Consider the following 15,969-nt stretch of genomic DNA (forward strand, 5'->3'; position numbering starts at 1 on the left):
GGTACCCGCTGGATGGGATTGGACATACCCGGGGGGAATTATGGTATCCACGGTACAAACAATCCCGACTCCATCGGCAAGGCCGTCTCCAACGGGTGCATCCGCATGTACAACCACCACATCGAAGAACTCTTTCCCCACGTGCCGCTTGGCACCCCGGTACGCATTGTAACAGGAGCAAACGCCGCCCGTACCGGCTCCGGGGAAGACGGGTACGTGGTGCAGCCTGGAGATACCCTGTGGCAAATTGCCCGCCGGTTCGGCATACCCCTTTCCAGCCTCATTGAATTGAACGGCCTGGCCAACCCTGATGAAATTTATCCGGGGCAGGTGATCGTCATCCCGGGCCGGTAGAACCACGCATTACCTCTGGTATAAAATACTGCCAGGTTTAATATAATTTAACATCATCAACAGTCAACAGTTTATGACTCAAGTTGTCCCCCAACTCGACCTGGCAGGTGAATATTTTGATCCCGGTAATGCTGATGGCCCTTTTCGCCGGCCTGAGCACCTGTCTGGGGGCCATGCTGGTGCTCATCTGGGGCCGCCTGGGGCGGCGGTCCTTTTCTCTTTTTTCCGGCCTGGCAGCAGGAGTGATGCTGGCCGTGGTACTCCTGGATTTAATTCCGGCAGCCATGCGCTACGGCAGCGCAACCCAGGGGCTCCTGGGATTTATGGCCGGCGTCCTTCTGATGGTTGCCCTGGACCTGTTTCTAAACAGTGAAAGCACTGCAGGTGAGCTTGATTATATTTACCTGAAAATGGGGTACCTTATAGCTGCCGGTATCGCCCTTCACGACCTGCCGGAAGGACTGGCCATTGCCGCCGGATTTGTAGAACCCGGCCACCTGGGCCCCCTTCTGGCCCTGGCTATAGCCCTGCACAACATCCCGGAAGGAATGGCCACTGCGGCCCCCCTGGCGGCCGGAGGCCTCTCCCCCCCGGTCATATTGTTTATAAACGGGCTGGTCAGCCTGGTTACTCCCCTGGGCTGCTGGTTGGGCCTTCTGCTGACCCGGACCTCCCCGGCCTTTTTATCTTCCCTCCTGGCCCTGGCTGCGGGAGCCATGGCCTACATCGTCAAAGAAAAGCTGCTGCCCGAATGCCTGCGCCTGGACCGCCCGGCAGCTTCCCTGGGCCTTTGCGTGGGGACTGTCCTGGTCATCTTGCTGAACCTATTTTTTTAGCAATAGCCAGGCTCCACCTGCCATAAGCAGCGTGCCCAGCAGACGGCACCATGTAAAGGGGAGCCTTTCCATACCAAACAGACCCAGGTGATCAATCAAGCTGGCAGTCAGCACCTGTCCGAGAATAATGGCCGTGGTGGCCGGTGCTACTCCGACCCTGGGAATACTGCGCACCACACAGTAGATGATTAAAACCCCCAGCAGACCGCCCAGGTAATAATACCAGGGCGCCCGGCTAAATTCGGCCAGCCGGCCATCCCCGAGGCGAAAGCCGAACAAAAGCACTGCTACCAGGGCCAAACCCACCAGGTGAACCACAAAGGTGGTTTCCAGCAGTCCGATTATTTTGCCCAGGGCCGCATTTAATGACCCCTGAACGGCCATGGTAACCCCGGAGAGAGCGGCGACCGCCAGGGCCAGTAACCTGACGCTCAACCGGTCACCCCCCAACTTAATGCTTTATGGTTAATTTTCTTCCCCGGGACAAAAATTATGTGCGGCCGGTAACGAAGCCGGCCGCCTTACAGGTTCAGGCCCGTTTTTCTTTTTCCAGTTGCGACCCCCATTTCATTGCCTGCCCTTTAACTTCACCTCCTGCAGCAGGGGTGGAACCCGTTTTCCTTTCAGCCGCGGGCGACGACACTGCCGGCGGCCTCCGGGGTGGCGCTCCCTGACCACCCATGATGCTGCTCAAAAGGTTTAGCAACATGGCCGGGTCGGGCCCCTGTCCCGGCTGCTGGTTCATCAACGACATCAACAGGGCCGGGTTTAGCGGTAAAGGAGGGGCATTTTGCTCCGGAGGAGCCGGTTGACCGGGCAGCACACCACCCGGTGGAACTCCCCCCATCATCTGCAGGAGGGTGTTCAGCATGGAACCGGTAGCCGCCGTAGCCGGCTGTGGAACAACCGCACAACCTGCCTGCTTATTCATCAAACTTACGATCCCCAGGAGGTTCAAAAGCCCGAGCATCAACATGGTGTCGTCACTGGTTGCTCCCTGTTTCGACTGATAGTCCAGCAAAGAAAAGAGTATGTGTTCCAGATTCTGCCCTTTTGCCTTTTCATCGGCCATTTATAAAATCCCTCCCTCCAGGATATTCACCCCCCTGCTCCAAGTTGCTGTCACCGGATGGACTTTTGTGACGTAGAATAACTTTAGAAAAACATTACGAGAGGGGGAATTAAAACGTGGCTGGCCAGACGCTACAGCCCAACAGCCCTTTCACCCTGTTTCTAATTCTAATCCTGCTGCTGCTTTCCACCAGACCAAACGTGGAACAACAATTAGCCCACCTGAGCTCGCTGCTCCAGGCCACCCGGCAATCGGTACAGATATTCCGCAGCGGAATGGAAACCTTCCATGCAGGCCTCGCAGGTGCTTCAGGTCAAACAGGTGCACAATAACTTTCAGGAAATGGTGTCAGATTCTGGAGCTGCAAACATAAAATATAGAAACAGGGGGAAGGGGGGTTTTTAATGTCGGAATTTTACAATGAGCGGTTTCATGCACTTTTAATCCCGTTACTGCTCATATTATCCACCAGGTCAGACATAGAAGAACGTTTAAGCCAGCTGGCCTCTTTTATGGAAGCCACCCGGAATGTCCTCAAGACCACGCGTGCGGGGCTGGAAGCGTGGCATGCGAGCATGATGCAACTGACCGGAGGGGTGAGTGGAGCCAGCCTCTCTGCCACACTTTTACCCGCTGACATCCCGGCAGGCCAGGAACCGGCACCCCCGGACGAGGTGCAGTTCCCGGACACCAAAATGCCGGGAAAACAAAACCCCTGAAAATACCCGGGGGTTCCCCACGAGGAACCCCTATTTTTATTTTTTTAGTCTTTGCCACCTTTCCCCGCGGGAGAAGTGGCAGTCCCTTCATTTGAAGCCGGAACACTCCCTTCCGCAGAAGACGGTGCTGGGGCGCGGGGTGGGTTCAGTGGACCCAGCAGGCTGCCCAGGAAACCGGCCAGCTGAGGAGGGGTTTCCCGGTTTCCGGGCCGTGAAGGTCCACCAGCACCCTTTCCACCAGCCTCCCCTTTCGCCTCCTGCCGCTGGACCCCGAGGCGGTGTTCCATAAGATTGATCAGCCCCATCAGGTTCACCAGGCTGAGTAAAATGAGAGGGTCCGTTGAATACCCTTTTTGTTCCAGCAATTGGAAAAGCGTTGTCTCCAGACCCTGATGTTGACCCTTCTCGTCCCCCATTTAACCTCCCCCTTAAAAGAGTCCCGGCAGGTGGGGCAAATTTATCCCCGTCATTTTCATTACTTCTTCCTTAAGCTGCCTGCGCGCTTCCGCGAGTGCCTCGTTAAAGGTGTCCCTGACGACCGCTGCCAGTTCTCCCCGGTCCAATGCCAGAGCACCGGGCCCGAAACTTACTTCGAGTACCTGTTGCAGGCCGTTCACTGTCAGCCGCAATGTCCCCCGGGGTGACTCCTTTGTGATCAGGATCCGCCTGGCTTCTTCCATCAACTCCTGCAACTGCTGTGTCAGTTTGGGTGTATTGAAGAACACTATTTCCCCCTCCTGTGAACAAAAAGAAAAGCTGTGGAAAACAGCTCTATTCGTTAAAATACAATGGCCGTTATTCTTCAACTTCAAGTTTATTTATTTTTAAGAGCCCTTTTTAACAGGGTTTATGAAGTCGGGAAGCCTCCGATGCATTCAAAGCTCACATCATCAATCTTGACAGTGTTGGTGTTTCCGGCGGCCGGGTTAAAGGTAAAACGAACCAGAGCGGTACGGGCACCAGCAGGTGAAACAGGTACGCTCAGTGTGAACTGCTGGTAGTTGTTATCAGGAATGTTCACACTGCCAATGCTCTGGATGGCACCGTCAATCTGCACTCCGTTGCGGTCAAAGAAGCGCACTTCCGCCACCAGGTTGAAAGCACTTACCGGAGTAGCGGTAGCAACATTTTCCCTGGCCCAGAAGGTCAGCTTGTAAGCCCTGGCAGGAGCTATGCCCCGGCGGACGGCCTGGAAGACGGCTGCTGTACTGGTGGGGCTGGCAACTCCCAGTTCTGCTGCAAAACTACCGCTATGGGCGGCAGTGGTGGGAGCGACGTTGGGCGTTGCACCCCAGAAGATGGGCACGTTGCCCGCCCACTGCTCAAAGCCCGGGTCTTCCAGAAGGTTGCCGGGAGGGCAGAGTTCGGGAGACGGGCAAAGCTGCACATAGATCTGCCGCTCTTCCACCACCTTGAGACGTACGATAATCACACCGGTCTGATGCAGGCGGCTGGCCCGGACCAGCTCCCAGGTAATGTCAAACCTGGGTTTGGGAAACTGAACCATGACATCGTCTTCACGGAGCACAGCCTGGGGCTCTTTAAGGTCAATCATTTTGGTGAAAGGCACGTGTTCAGCAAAATGCTTTACTTCATCACGGTTATTAACATAAAAGATTTGCTTGTGCAGCACACCGCTGACAATGATCTTTTTAACAACTGCCACATGCCCGACAACGTCTTTAAAGTGGTGTTTCCATTCATGACTTATCTTCGGAAACCAGTGGCCGATACTTTCGTGGATGAAAACCGGCTCGGCCTCAAGACCTTCCACCCTGGCATCGATATGGTCCACTTTCTTGGCCAGTTCGGGCAGGGTGACAGTACTGTCTACCAGCACCTGAGCTTCTTCCTCGGCCAGCACCACCGGCACCTTGATTTTGAGGCACATTACCTCTTCCGGTTCGGTATAGACATACTCCATTGGCATCAGACCTACCTCCTTATAAAACTTGTTTAACCCTTGGCGGGAGGACAGGGGACCTTGATTACATCCCCGGGCTGTAAGTTCTGCGGGTCCTTGCAGGGATTTGCATTTTCTATGGCACTTACCGTAGTCCCAAACTTTTGTGCAATCTTCCAGAAAGTGTCTCCAGGTTGTACGACATAGTCTATGGTCTCACCGGGCGGGCAGATTACAGAAGGAGCGGGAGCTACGGAAATAACCACGTCCCGCTGCAGCGACTCCGTCACCTTCACCGTTACCTTGAGCACCACCTCCAGAATGACGTTAGGCCCTTCAGCATCAGCAGAAACATACTCAACCACAGGGCGCACGTCAACGTCCATACCTTCCCGGGCACCCTTGACTTCCACGAAGGTGCGGAAATGCAACCGCCGCTCCAGCGCGTGAACAGTCTGGTCGGGCTTTTTGGCCACATACACCACGTTTACATCCACATAACCGCGCACGATCACTTTATCGCTGATAATTTTTGTTTCGGTAACCTTGACTTCCTGAACTGTAACGTCGATGATCTTTTCCACATCGGGTTTGGGGTCCGGAGTCTCGAAGGTATCCCGGAGCACCACCTGGGTGCTGTCCTCCCCCACCACATGATCAATTTTGAGTTTGGTCATGGTGGCCTGGACGCCGCTGATCTTCGTAATGACGTTGACCTGCTTGGGTTCGGTTGCAAAGGCAGTCAGCTTCAAGACCACGTCAGCCCTGAGTTTGTTACCATCTACGATTTCCACATCGGCACTTTCCACCCTGACATCCACCCGGACATCCATATCCGGTTTCGCCCCGGGTATTTCCACAACATCACTGAAGCGGAATGTGTGGTGGAGCTGGTGTACAGGCTGGTCGGGCTCAGCAGCCACGTACAGGACCTGCACGGTTACCGTACCCTCAATGACTGCCTTATCTTTTATGGTCTTTTTGCCGGTTATTTCGGCCGTAGCGTCTACCTCCAAAATCTTTGCTACGGGCGGCTTCTCCCCCGGCACCTCAAAATCCTCGCTGACGATGACCTGCCTGGTCCCGCTGCCCACCACATTGGCCACCTTGATGGTCTCCATCTCGCAGGTGGCCCCGGCAGGACAGCTGGTGACAACGTCCACATCCCGCATCTCCGTTACTTTTACAAAAACACTCAGAACGGCGGTCACATCAAACTGGCGAGGGTCACCGGAAGTGCGCGTGATGCTGACATCTTCCACTGTAACCCTGGCAGTGACATCCATACCCGGCCTGGCCCCCGGAAGTTCTACATAACCGGAGAATGAGAGCTGCTGGTGCATGTGATGTACCGATTGGGAGGGGTCAAAGGCCACGTAAACAATCTGCAGGGTCAGGGTCCCCTCAACAATTGCCTTGTCCGGAATCAGCTCTGTCTTCTTGATCTTGGCTGATTTATCTGTGGAAAGGATTTTCTGCACATCAGGTTTCGGGTCCGGTACGGTGATCTTGCCGCGAACCACGACCTGCTGCGTGTCTTCGCTAACCACCTGGTTGACCCGCAACCGTTCCGTGGCCGTTGCGGCGGTTCCAACCATGGGGCACACTCCTCCTTTCAAAGTGGGTCTATAATATATATATGAGCCATGTCAATTAATGTGCGGAATTTTGGTAATCACCCGGCAAAAGAAAAAATCTCCCGGTTGAAGGCAGACCGGGAGATTTTATGGATAAAATAGTTTATCCAATAAACATCTGCACGAAAATTTTCCCGTAGCGGGGGCTGGAAACCACTCCTATACCTATTTCCTTAAAATTGGCGTTTAAAATGTTAGCCCGGTGGCCTGGAGAATTCATCAGACTTTGGTGAGCAACCTCCACCGTAGGGGCACCGGCCAGGTTTTCGCCAGCATAGCTGTAGGTGATACCAAAGCGGCTCATCATTTCAAAGGGACTACCGTAAGTGGGGGAGGTATGGCTGAAGTAGTCCTTCTCCACCATATCACTCGCTTTGAGCCGCGCCACTTTGACCAGTTCCATATTTACCTTCAACGGAGCCAGGCCGTAACGTGCGCGCTCCTGGTTCACCAGCTGGAGCATCTCCTGTTCGTCCACCGTCAGGCTGCTTACCTGCCCGGGCTGTGCTGCCGCCCCGGAGCCGGGAGCGGGGCCGGACGCAGGTTGAGGTACGGGCTGGGGTGGTGGCTGTGTCCGGGACAACCCGGCCTGTCCACCTGTTAAAAGCTGAACTATATACAACCTGGACCCCTTTCGGACCACACCCACTCCGATCCGGTCATACCTGGTGCTCAATATCTCCTGAAGGTAAGAAGAGGACTTAATCAGAGCCCGGTAAGCACTATCCACAGACGGGGCCTGAACCACCGTTTGGGCAGCATAAGTACAGCCAACACCTTCCGCCTTCAACAGCCGTAACAAGGAGCCGGACAATCCGCCAGAACCCCTGTCCACCACCTGGCCGGCCCTTTGCTGGGCCACTTTAACCAGCCGGGAATCAACCTGTAAAGCCGGGAGGCCCTTCTTACTCCTCTCGTGATTAACCAGCACCAGCATGCGGCTCTCTTCCGGAGTCGTGGCTATCTCCCGGGCGGCCGGGATGGCTCCTGAAACAGAAGCTTTCTGCCCGCCGTTGCCGCCCGGGTAGCAAGAACTGCAGGGGACGGCCGCCCGGGCCTGGAACGGTTGGAGAAACAGCCCCACCATGAACAAGGTACCCACAACCAGACCAGCCAGCGACTTCACACTGCTTTTACCCATGACCACACTCCTCTTCTGTTCTTTAACCCCGCCTGTCCGGGGTTTTTTATCTAATCTATCAAAAAAAGTAACTCTCCGGCAAAACTGCTATTTCGACACAATATCCCGTAATTTTTACAGGACACCCAATTAGCTCCCTTGACTGGCTGATTATATATCTTCTGTGCGCACTGGTTTATTATGTCATTTTTGATCAGCCGGGGGTATAAATGACCGCTCCCAGCCCATCAGTTACGGCCAGGCATTCCATCCCCGTTTCTCCTTTGAAAAAGACTGTTAAAATGAACAACCCCCGCCGAAATACTTTGCGAAAGCGCCTGAGCTGCAGTTCGTCTATATGCAAGACCTCCATGACCACTCCTTCACCCTGCAAAAGCAATGCATAGCGGCCGTCGGATTGGCGTGCCGTCAATATTTGAAAAAACCGGGAGCGGTCAGCCAGAGCATTGATTTTTTCCATAAAGTAGCGGGCGATCCTAACAGCTTCCTGGCGGCTATCAATCAACGGCCCAATGGCCGGCACCTTCCCACCCAGCATCACCAGGGCAACCTCCGCACTACCGGGAAGAGTATGGTCAATCACTATCCCTTCACCTCTACCAGGACCTTCAGTCCGGGAGCAAGCACTTAAAACTCCACCTCCAGCCGCGAAAGCACGTGTTCAATGCGGTTGAAAACCGTGTATTTTTCAGAGCCGGCAAATAAAAGACCTACAGCCCGCTTCTCGTGGTCCAGCACTAAAGAGCCGCTGTCCCCGGGGCGGGAGATCATATCGGTAACCACCTGGTCCGTAAACCAGCCTTTTTCGTTATTTCCTATTTCCACTTCCAGGGTTACACCGACAGCAGTCACCGACCCCTCAGTGACGCCGCTGGTACGGCCGCTTTTCATCACTTCCTGCCCCGGAGTCGCCCGGGCCACACCTTCCACCTTCCCAATTTCAAGAATCTCTCCGTCAATAATGTCGGGGCTGTCCGGACGGGCCACGGCAGCATCGATAATATTGGCCCCCCTGTAATACTGGAACATTTTTAGCTGGTAATGAGGCCTGACCAGGTGGACCAGCATATTGCCCGCCTTGACCATAGCTTCGGCCACCGGGCATTCGGTCTCCTGGACGCTGCGGAGGAGAGGGGAAAAGCGCAACAACGTACCGATGCGGTCTCTGGCCTGGCCGCCGTCATAGGGGCCGGGCTGCAGAATGGGGTCCCCAATGGCGGCGCGCCCGTCCTTCCCGTCGGTGGCGTTGGCCAGAATGTGGTTATTGCTCAAAATCAGCGGCTCCCCGGTAGCCCGGTCCTTCACCACCGCACCAAAGGTACCGGCGCTGATCCTGTAGTGGCCGATACTCATCCCGGGCTGTGCAGGCCGCTCCCTACCCGTCCGCAGGGAAAGCAACCTGACCTCTCCGATTTCTATAACATCGGTAGGTAATCCGTCAATATGAGAGGGCACCTGTTGTGCACGGACGAGACCCCCGGCCGGCACCTTTTTCTTGACAAAGATAATGAGGGCGGGGCGATTGGTGGTTTCACCGGACACCTGTTTCAGGCCGACCCCTATCCCGGTCACATTGGGCAATTGCAAAAGCTTATCCCGGGATTTTTTCAGGACGCGAAAATATTTTTCCATAAAAAACCCCTCCTCAAAGTCCCTGTGCCATCATATGCAAAAGGACCGGAAGGGGTGACGGAATCTATCAATATGGAGATTTAGGTAACCCGAGCCGGTATTTCCCCCTGGTTTCCACACCACCAATGCCCGGAAATCCGGTAATGGTCCCGGCTATAATGTCCTTCAGAGAAATATGGGCATATATTGATGTGTAGGCGATTTTTTCCACTACAAATACCGGGTCAAAAGTATGAATGAGAACACGGTGGGGGGAGCTGGCAAATTTGCTCCCGCCTCAAGTATGGCTTCATAGTGGGACTGGCAGGCCCCGGCAAAGATAACCAGATCATCCCGGCTTTTTTCATACAAACGTGCTCTTCTAACTGCTTCCACAAAGTAACGGGAGTGGTGATAACTGTTCAGGTCGGAAAAATTTTTAGTATCTTTTTCAATACCGTCGTGGCCGGTGAGTACAAGTATATCGGGACGGTGTTTTTGGAGCAGATCGATAACTACCTCGGGCTGTTTCTGCTCACTGACGTGGTAACCGGCAGCGGGTATGCCCAGCTGGCGGTAGGTGGTCAGGCACAGTTCCAGGTAGTCACCGTCGCCATCTATATGCAGCACGGAACCCGGGACATCAAAACTGCTCAGACTGGAAATCACGTCGTTACCCCGGGCCAGGAACTGCCGGTCCTGTTCCCGGCGCTGAAAGACGCGTTTCATGTGTTCATGATTTTTTACCATAAAGGAATTCCAGAAGGCAGCTACCTCGGCCGGTTCAAACTTGCGCAGGTCTTCCACCGGAGCGGTCGCACAAAGGCGCATATCAAGACCCTTCAAGCGAGCATTCTTTTTACCGTTTTCTCCTGTTGTTAACTCCACCACTTTAAAAAAGACGTCGCAGCCGTACGAAATTCGCCCTACTATGTCTCCAACCTTGATGCCTTCCACGGCAGCTTCCTCCTCGCTTTTTTACCCATTTTATGCTGGAGCCTCTGGAAAAGGTGAGGGTACCTGGCAGCAAACACCAGTATTGTTTCATACATTAAGTATCAACTGATTATGAAAGGAGAGTCTCAATGCTGGCAGCCGTGGTTCCGGTGAAAAACGAAGCCCCATCTGTGGAAAAAGTTTTGAAGAGCTTGCTGGCCGTACCGGTTGACCTTGTAATCCCGGTGCTCAACGGATGCAATGACTGTTCGGAACAAATCATCCGGCATTTCCCCGCCCGGCTGGTAAAACCGCTCGTCTTTCCCGAAGCTCTGGGTATCGACATACCCAGGGCGGTGGGCACAATCCGGGCCAGGAAGCTGGGCGCACAGGCAGTTCTTTTTGTGGACGGGGATATGGACGGGGACATCCTGAGAGTCCTGCGAAAACTCGTCATGGCGGTGACCGGCAAAGGAATAGACCTGGCTTTAACAGACTGCTACCCCGCCGATGAACCGGGCCGGCTTTCCGACCTGGCCAGCTACCTGCTGGAAATACGCCTGGCCTTAAACCGGGAATTGGGCCTGGCCCGGTTCATAGGAGCGGCTTCTCCCTCCCACGGCCCCCACGCCGTTTCTCACAAGTTCCTCACCCGGGTACCCCCAAGGGAGCTGGCCATACCCCCGGTAGCCCTGGTTCTGGCTGCCCGGCAGGGGTTAAAAATCGGCGTGGAGGCTGCCATTGCCCACCGGCACCTGGGTTCCCCCTTCCGCAGCCCCGTGCATGCCCGGCGGATTGCCGAAACTATCATAGGAGACTACCTGGAAGCCTTAAACCTGGCTCGCGGGTTGCCCCGGGAGCGCAGCCTGAACGGCATCAGCTACCTGGGCTACCACCCGGAGCGCAGGTTTGATTTGCTGGATGCTTTCAATTTGATGGAAGCATTGAATTGACCCGCTGAAACGTAAAAAAAAGAGGCCTTCAGAGAAAACCTGGAGACCTCCTCTGTCCTTTATTGGAAGATTGGTAACCGGGTTGCGAGGCAACCTATTTTGCAACCTATTTTGTATGTTTGTCGGCCACGCTGGAAGCACCATAGGCTTCGGGCTTAATCTTGGCCTGGAAGCCGCTGCCCGTAACCATACCTACGACTTCGCGGATTAAATCTCTTGTTTCGCCATGGGTACCCACATCGATGTGGATCTCCACCTGCAAATCGTCCAGGCCGCACTCGGCAAAATGCCTGGCAATCAAGCCGCCCAACTCCAGGCTCAGGGCGGTTTCATAAAAGATTTTCTGCCTTAAACTTTTGATCTTACGCTGGATTTTCTTACGGTAGTAATAGCGGGCGCCCTTACCCAACCGGTGAACAATAACAGCCGTGATGAAACAGGTTTCCTGTTTTACCTGGGAATCGGAGCCAATTATAATCTTGTAAGCCGAAGTGGGCAGGCCGGTGATATAACCCATAATATCGGCCATCATCTGCTCAAAAGTCATTCTACCTTTAGTAGGACTGGTAAAATACATGGGCAACCTCCTCTCAGGACTACCAGCCTGACGTCGGCGGCTAACTCCTCAATTCCGCTTACCAGACCCTTTTCCCCGGGCCGCCAGCGCGACTTGAGCCAGCACTCGTACCGGACTCAACTTTCCACCAGGCGCTGCCGGCAAACCCGGGCCAGAGCAGCAAATTCCTCCAGATTCAAGGTCTCTCCCCGGCAGCGGGGGTCAATGCCTGCCTGATTCAAAACTTCCTCCCAGGTCGCCCGGGTCCAGCCGGGGAAAACTCTGGCGCCGGCCAGGGCATTGGCCAGCGTTTTCCTTCTCTGAGCAAAGGCTCCGCGCACCAGGGTGAAGAAAAGAGCCTCATCATCAACCGTCACGCCCGGTTTTTCCCGTCTGGTCAACCGGACCACCGCCGAATCCACTTCGGGCTGGGGGAAAAAAACAGTGCGGGGGACACGGAAGAGAATCTCCGGGCGGCAATAATATTGGACCGTAACGGTAAACGCCCCATAGTCCTTGCTTCCGGGTGCAGCCACAAGCCTTTCGGCAACCTCCAGCTGGACCATGAGCACCATTTCGGCAACACCGGATTGTCCCCGCAAAAGGTGTATGATCAAAGGAGTGGTGATGTAGTAGGGGAGATTGGCCACCACCTTGTAGACGGCCGCCCCCGTAACTCCAGCCACCAGCCGGTCGAAATCCACTTCCAGAGCGTCTTTAAGGACCAGCGTGACATTCTGCAGCCCGCCGATAACCTCTTCCAGCACGGGCAGCAGTCTCCTGTCGAGTTCCACAGCTACCACGTGGGCACAGGTGGCGGCGAGGGCCGTCGTTAGATTACCCGCCCCCGGACCTATTTCCACCACCACATCCCCGGGCGCAAGCCGGCTGGCCGTTACGATCTTGCGCACGATATTGCCATCCACCAAAAAGTTTTGTCCCAGAGACCTGCGCAAACGGATGTTATGCTTTTCCAAAATGGCCTTTAACCGGCCCAAAGAAAGCTCCCCGGACAAACCCGAACCCTCACTCGCCAGTTGTTAACATACTCATATTATAACCCATTTGTTTTCCCTGTAAATGAAAAAGGGGGCTTCCCCCCTTTTTCATTGTCTGTTTATTTATTTCACCAGTTTCATTCCAGTTTCAATCCAGAACGTAGACGTTCACCCGCCGGACACCCCAGCGCCTGGCTTCGGCTGCACTTTCCATGAACAGGTCGATCCGGTTTCCCCGGACGCTGGAACCTACATCCAGAGCTGTGGCATAACCATAACCCTCCACATAAAGGCGGGTACCCAGGGGTATCAACCGGGGGTCCACTGCCACTATACCAACACGCGGGTATACTCCGCAGGCAGTATTATTACCCGTATAAGTATAGGCTGTAGCCACCATAGCAATAACCCTGCTGAACCGGACATCCCTGCCGCCCCGGGAAACCTGCTGCAACGTGCCCACCCTTACAACACGGTCTACAGGGGGGGTAATCACCTGGCTGGCTTCCATGACTCTATCAACCTCCTGCCCGTCATGGTAGACCAGCACCCACCGCTGCTTTTCCTTCCCCTGCCGGCCGGCCCGGATTACCTTTACCTGCCCGCGCAACAGGTTGGGGTCCGTTTCCCGGCGGACCGAGTAAGGCACGGGAACCACTATTTCCCTGACCACCCGGCGCACTCTGATCACACGAATAGCCATATCCGAACGAACCTTCTCTTCGAGTCCCGGAGTAACTATATCTTCCCTGCCCGGTAGAATCTTTGCCTTTTGAAGCGCTTCCCGCACAGTCGATGCTGCAGTACGCAGTTTCAACGTTTTTCCGCCGGCAGTTACTGTAACCGGCACCGCTCTTTTAACCGCCACCCGCATTCCTTCGGCAACCGGCGCGGCAAGCTCCGGTTCCACCCGGTCCCCGGGACCCAACCGAATACCCTGTGTTTTCAAGACATCCCCTACTGTATCAACCCGGGTTTCCAAATTAATTTCCTTTCCATCAACCAGCAGGGTAATATGTTTTTTCGCCCAGGCGTACCCGGCAAAAAACAAGCTCCCCGCCGCTACTACCAGAAGTAAACACAGGCACAGCAAAATGAGGCGGTAATTACGGGGACCAGGACCACCACGAGAAGACTTCCGCGGGCGGCCGAGGGTATACCATTCCACACTACCCCTCCTTTTTGGTTTGCTGTGAACCCCTGACTCAGCAGTGGATATAATTCGCGGTGGAAGAATCAGTTTCCTGCCGCTAAATGGAAAAAGTTATGTCGATAAACGGCGCCAGGTTGTTGGCATCTCTTGTTCCAGAATGAGGTTGCCTGGTTGGGCCTTTCCTCTATCCTATGCAAGAAAGCTGCAAAAATGAACCGGGATCCGCTTGAAAAATGAAAAAGTCCCGCTTTACCGGGACTTCGTTAAGTTAAAAAACCGGGAACCTTTGAATTCTCTTCTCGCTAGCCATGGGCGTCAATTTTAATGATCACATCTCTGGGAACAGCTCCACCCAGTTCCACCTGAATGGTTTTGATGATGGCACAGGGCACCGGGCAGTCGGGGTGTTTGAGCCTTTTGCTGGCTATCTGGTATATCACTGAATCGATCATTTTACCGAAGACATTGCGACTGCAGTCAACCTCGGCCAGGTCCTCGTTTAAACTGCGCAGGTCCTGGCAGGCGCTGATAATCTGCACACGCACCTTCATCTTGCCTATTTTAGTAACTTTTATCACGCTGGTAAACCCACAGGCGCCAGCCATTACTTTGGCCTTGGCCATGTCGTCTACCCCTCTTCCCGTAAAAACCCTGCTTTAACTGATTAAATTATAAAATAAATCCCCTGGCATGGCAACGGGGGGAGAAATCGTCGTCCGTATCAAGATCCAGCAGGCATCTCCCCAAAATTCAGTCTCAAAAACAGGGTCTGTGCCCTAATGGGGGTGAGCGGCTTTCCCCACCCAAGACTTTAGATCTTACCCTCAAGCAGCCTCTATCTGCTCTGAGCGATAACCGCCCAGCACCTTCTGGGGGTTGTGAACCTCCCTCGTGAAAATTTTTCGAGACATTCTCCTCGGGTTATCACCCCAATAACTGGTTCACTGAATATTTTCACCTGCTGTTACTCCCATCATTTTTAACTAAGCAGGCCATTTTCCAAAGACGATATCCCAGGAATAGAACCAGCTGACGAAAAAATTTGGTAGTGCCAATGGTTTAATAACCCTAACCATTCTAAGGTCTATAAAACACGTATTCGGCTCTTAAATAAAACTGTCTTGATAATGGAGTCCACCTTGCCTCGTCAGTGTGTTGGCTACCGACATAATAGCATAAAGCTCGGGTGAGTTTTCATCTACTTGAAGAAGTTTGACTGCTTCCTGACGAATGATTTGCTCGCCTGCTAATGCCTTATCAAGGATTTTCTCAATCTCAGGGTCCAGTTTCATTTTTTAACACCTCCTGTGGGTTTTACTCATTTAGGATAGGCAACAACCCTTCTTTCTTGCCATTCATACTATGGGTTCTCCGGGCACTACTCCATAATGACTGTAGAGATCATTTCGTACCACCTCCGTAATTATCCAATAAACCAGTCTCCCCCCATGCCTACCCTTTCGTAAAAACCTCAAAATTTTTTGCCTCACCCCCTGAACACACGGAAATTTTGTTGTATGCTTAATCCACGGGTTACTTTGAACCGCTTCCAAAGAACATTCTTTTTTCCCATGCTTTTCTTGGTCCGTGCCCTTTTCCGGATTGCCCGCTGGTCAGGGAATAAGAACCGGGAAATTCTTTCCCTGACCAAAAGAAATAGATGTTATAAATCATGCTTTATGACCGGTCTTGGAGTGGTTACTTTCTTTGCTTCCGAAAGTAGCATACCTATTATACGGTGATATTCTTCCAGGGTTTCAATCCAGCGCCTTAGGCATTCCTTACCTCCTTCTGTGATACGGTAAAAGCGTTTGGCCGGTCCTGTCCGGGAGATATCCCAGCAAGAAACGATTAATCCACGCTTTTCCATAGCCTTAAGGCAGCGGTAAACACCGGCGGGATCCGGCTCATCACCGTTGAACATTGGTGTTTCGGCCAACCTTTGAACAATTTTATAACCGTGGAGATTTGCCTCAGTGAGAATTATCAATATGGCAGGCTGAACCATTTTGTCCAGGTATTTGCCTTCACAGGGACAATTCTTAATTTCCAATTAAGACTCACTCCAATAATAGACTTAGTCATATAGTTGGCGAAAAA

Annotated in this window: 20 protein-coding genes and 1 pseudogene; 5 read left to right on the forward strand and 16 right to left on the reverse strand. The window is 53.6% G+C overall.

What is annotated here, in order from left to right; genetic code table 11:
• Together ACPLUI_RS03680 and ACPLUI_RS03685 are read left to right on the forward strand one after the other, a co-directional pair.
• A partial coding sequence (locus ACPLUI_RS03680) for a LysM peptidoglycan-binding domain-containing protein (protein ID WP_424658925.1) occupies window positions 1-354 on the forward strand: 354 nt, incomplete at its 5' end.
• A 107-nt stretch (window positions 355-461) separates the two neighbouring features.
• Window positions 462-1,190: a ZIP family metal transporter gene (locus tag ACPLUI_RS03685; RefSeq protein WP_424658926.1), complete on the forward strand. Its 729-nt coding sequence runs from the start codon at window positions 462-464 to the stop codon at window positions 1,188-1,190.
• On the opposite strand, the gene ACPLUI_RS03690 is transcribed toward ACPLUI_RS03685, so the two are convergent.
• Window positions 1,179-1,625 carry a DMT family transporter gene (locus ACPLUI_RS03690; protein ID WP_424658927.1) on the reverse strand — a complete coding sequence of 149 codons (447 nt, stop codon included), beginning with the start codon at window positions 1,623-1,625 and terminating at the stop codon, window positions 1,179-1,181. The genes ACPLUI_RS03685 and ACPLUI_RS03690 overlap by 12 nt on opposite strands.
• 94 nt (window positions 1,626-1,719) lie before the next feature.
• Window positions 1,720-2,262: a hypothetical protein gene (locus tag ACPLUI_RS03695; RefSeq protein WP_424658928.1), complete on the reverse strand. Its 543-nt coding sequence runs from the start codon at window positions 2,260-2,262 to the stop codon at window positions 1,720-1,722.
• A gap of 116 nt (window positions 2,263-2,378) precedes the next feature.
• Here ACPLUI_RS03695 and ACPLUI_RS03700 point away from each other — a divergent pair, with 116 nt between their 5' ends.
• The gene (locus ACPLUI_RS03700) at window positions 2,379-2,594 is read left to right on the forward strand and encodes a hypothetical protein (RefSeq protein WP_424658929.1); all 216 of its coding nucleotides are present in this window, start codon (window positions 2,379-2,381) and stop codon (window positions 2,592-2,594) included.
• Between the two features lie 72 nt (window positions 2,595-2,666).
• A complete protein-coding gene (locus ACPLUI_RS03705) occupies window positions 2,667-2,981 on the forward strand; it encodes a hypothetical protein (protein ID WP_424658930.1) in 315 nt (104 codons plus the stop codon).
• A 44-nt stretch (window positions 2,982-3,025) separates the two neighbouring features.
• Here the strand turns inward: ACPLUI_RS03705 and ACPLUI_RS03710 are convergent, their stop codons facing one another.
• The 8 genes and pseudogenes from ACPLUI_RS03710 to yabG form a co-directional block, all read right to left on the reverse strand.
• Window positions 3,026-3,397, reverse strand: a complete 372-nt coding sequence (locus ACPLUI_RS03710; RefSeq protein WP_424658931.1) for a hypothetical protein — start codon at window positions 3,395-3,397, stop codon at window positions 3,026-3,028.
• Window positions 3,398-3,409: 12 nt separating this feature from the next.
• Complete coding sequence (locus ACPLUI_RS03715) at window positions 3,410-3,706, reverse strand: YbaB/EbfC family nucleoid-associated protein (protein WP_424658932.1); 297 nt, start codon at window positions 3,704-3,706, stop codon at window positions 3,410-3,412.
• A gap of 122 nt (window positions 3,707-3,828) precedes the next feature.
• Window positions 3,829-4,911, reverse strand: a complete 1,083-nt coding sequence (locus tag ACPLUI_RS03720; protein ID WP_424658933.1) for an SPOCS domain-containing protein — start codon at window positions 4,909-4,911, stop codon at window positions 3,829-3,831.
• A gap of 26 nt (window positions 4,912-4,937) precedes the next feature.
• Window positions 4,938-6,482: an SPOCS domain-containing protein gene (locus tag ACPLUI_RS03725; protein WP_424658934.1), complete on the reverse strand. Its 1,545-nt coding sequence runs from the start codon at window positions 6,480-6,482 to the stop codon at window positions 4,938-4,940.
• A 142-nt stretch (window positions 6,483-6,624) separates the two neighbouring features.
• A complete protein-coding gene (locus ACPLUI_RS03730) occupies window positions 6,625-7,662 on the reverse strand; it encodes a CAP domain-containing protein (protein ID WP_424658935.1) in 1,038 nt (345 codons plus the stop codon).
• 193 nt (window positions 7,663-7,855) lie between these two features.
• Window positions 7,856-8,245, reverse strand: coding sequence for a hypothetical protein (locus ACPLUI_RS03735; RefSeq protein ID WP_424658936.1), 390 nt, complete (start codon window positions 8,243-8,245; stop codon window positions 7,856-7,858).
• A 44-nt stretch (window positions 8,246-8,289) separates the two neighbouring features.
• On the reverse strand, window positions 8,290-9,294 hold the full coding sequence (locus ACPLUI_RS03740) for a hypothetical protein (protein ID WP_424658937.1): 1,005 nt from the start codon (window positions 9,292-9,294) through the stop codon (window positions 8,290-8,292).
• 67 nt (window positions 9,295-9,361) lie between these two features.
• Window positions 9,362-10,164: pseudogene (gene yabG, locus ACPLUI_RS03745) on the reverse strand (sporulation peptidase YabG).
• Between the two features lie 194 nt (window positions 10,165-10,358).
• On the opposite strand from yabG, the gene ACPLUI_RS03750 reads away from it, so the two are divergent.
• Window positions 10,359-11,162: a glycosyltransferase family 2 protein gene (locus ACPLUI_RS03750; RefSeq protein ID WP_424658938.1), complete on the forward strand. Its 804-nt coding sequence runs from the start codon at window positions 10,359-10,361 to the stop codon at window positions 11,160-11,162.
• Window positions 11,163-11,268: 106 nt separating this feature from the next.
• Here ACPLUI_RS03750 and ACPLUI_RS03755 read toward each other — a convergent pair whose 3' ends face one another.
• The 6 genes from ACPLUI_RS03755 to ACPLUI_RS03780 form a co-directional block, all read right to left on the reverse strand.
• Entirely contained in the window at window positions 11,269-11,739 is a 471-nt protein-coding gene (locus tag ACPLUI_RS03755; protein WP_424658939.1) for a ribonuclease H-like YkuK family protein, read from the reverse strand.
• 116 nt (window positions 11,740-11,855) lie between these two features.
• Window positions 11,856-12,734, reverse strand: coding sequence for a 16S rRNA (adenine(1518)-N(6)/adenine(1519)-N(6))-dimethyltransferase RsmA (rsmA, locus tag ACPLUI_RS03760; protein WP_424658940.1), 879 nt, complete (start codon window positions 12,732-12,734; stop codon window positions 11,856-11,858).
• Window positions 12,735-12,864: 130 nt separating this feature from the next.
• A complete protein-coding gene (locus ACPLUI_RS03765; protein ID WP_424658941.1) occupies window positions 12,865-13,884 on the reverse strand; it encodes a ubiquitin-like domain-containing protein in 1,020 nt (339 codons plus the stop codon).
• A gap of 287 nt (window positions 13,885-14,171) precedes the next feature.
• The gene (locus ACPLUI_RS03770; RefSeq protein WP_424658942.1) at window positions 14,172-14,492 is read right to left on the reverse strand and encodes a DUF6951 family protein; all 321 of its coding nucleotides are present in this window, start codon (window positions 14,490-14,492) and stop codon (window positions 14,172-14,174) included.
• 483 nt (window positions 14,493-14,975) lie between these two features.
• A complete protein-coding gene (locus ACPLUI_RS03775) occupies window positions 14,976-15,161 on the reverse strand; it encodes a hypothetical protein (protein ID WP_424658943.1) in 186 nt (61 codons plus the stop codon).
• Between the two features lie 371 nt (window positions 15,162-15,532).
• Entirely contained in the window at window positions 15,533-15,922 is a 390-nt protein-coding gene (locus ACPLUI_RS03780; protein WP_424658944.1) for a PadR family transcriptional regulator, read from the reverse strand.
• Window positions 15,923-15,969: the final 47 nt, after the last annotated feature.

This window comes from Desulfofundulus sp., assembly GCF_049701015.1.
In the GTDB taxonomy this organism is placed as follows: Bacteria; Bacillota; Desulfotomaculia; order Desulfotomaculales; family Desulfovirgulaceae; genus Desulfofundulus.

What these genes read in the sequence shown, in the direction of transcription:
- ACPLUI_RS03775 (WP_424658943.1), bottom strand. Translation starts at nt 15,161, where the DNA reads ATGAAACTGGACCCTGAGATTGAGAAAATCCTTGATAAGGCATTAGCA.
- ACPLUI_RS03725 (WP_424658934.1), bottom strand. Translation starts at nt 6,482, where the DNA reads ATGGTTGGAACCGCCGCAACGGCCACGGAACGGTTGCGGGTCAACCAG.
- ACPLUI_RS03740 (WP_424658937.1), bottom strand. Translation starts at nt 9,294, where the DNA reads ATGGAAAAATATTTTCGCGTCCTGAAAAAATCCCGGGATAAGCTTTTG.
- ACPLUI_RS03750 (WP_424658938.1), top strand. Translation starts at nt 10,359, where the DNA reads ATGCTGGCAGCCGTGGTTCCGGTGAAAAACGAAGCCCCATCTGTGGAA.
- ACPLUI_RS03695 (WP_424658928.1), bottom strand. Translation starts at nt 2,262, where the DNA reads ATGGCCGATGAAAAGGCAAAAGGGCAGAATCTGGAACACATACTCTTT.
- ACPLUI_RS03710 (WP_424658931.1), bottom strand. Translation starts at nt 3,397, where the DNA reads ATGGGGGACGAGAAGGGTCAACATCAGGGTCTGGAGACAACGCTTTTC.
- ACPLUI_RS03755 (WP_424658939.1), bottom strand. Translation starts at nt 11,739, where the DNA reads ATGTATTTTACCAGTCCTACTAAAGGTAGAATGACTTTTGAGCAGATG.
- ACPLUI_RS03705 (WP_424658930.1), top strand. Translation starts at nt 2,667, where the DNA reads ATGTCGGAATTTTACAATGAGCGGTTTCATGCACTTTTAATCCCGTTA.
- ACPLUI_RS03720 (WP_424658933.1), bottom strand. Translation starts at nt 4,911, where the DNA reads ATGCCAATGGAGTATGTCTATACCGAACCGGAAGAGGTAATGTGCCTC.
- ACPLUI_RS03730 (WP_424658935.1), bottom strand. Translation starts at nt 7,662, where the DNA reads ATGGGTAAAAGCAGTGTGAAGTCGCTGGCTGGTCTGGTTGTGGGTACC.
- ACPLUI_RS03770 (WP_424658942.1), bottom strand. Translation starts at nt 14,492, where the DNA reads ATGGCCAAGGCCAAAGTAATGGCTGGCGCCTGTGGGTTTACCAGCGTG.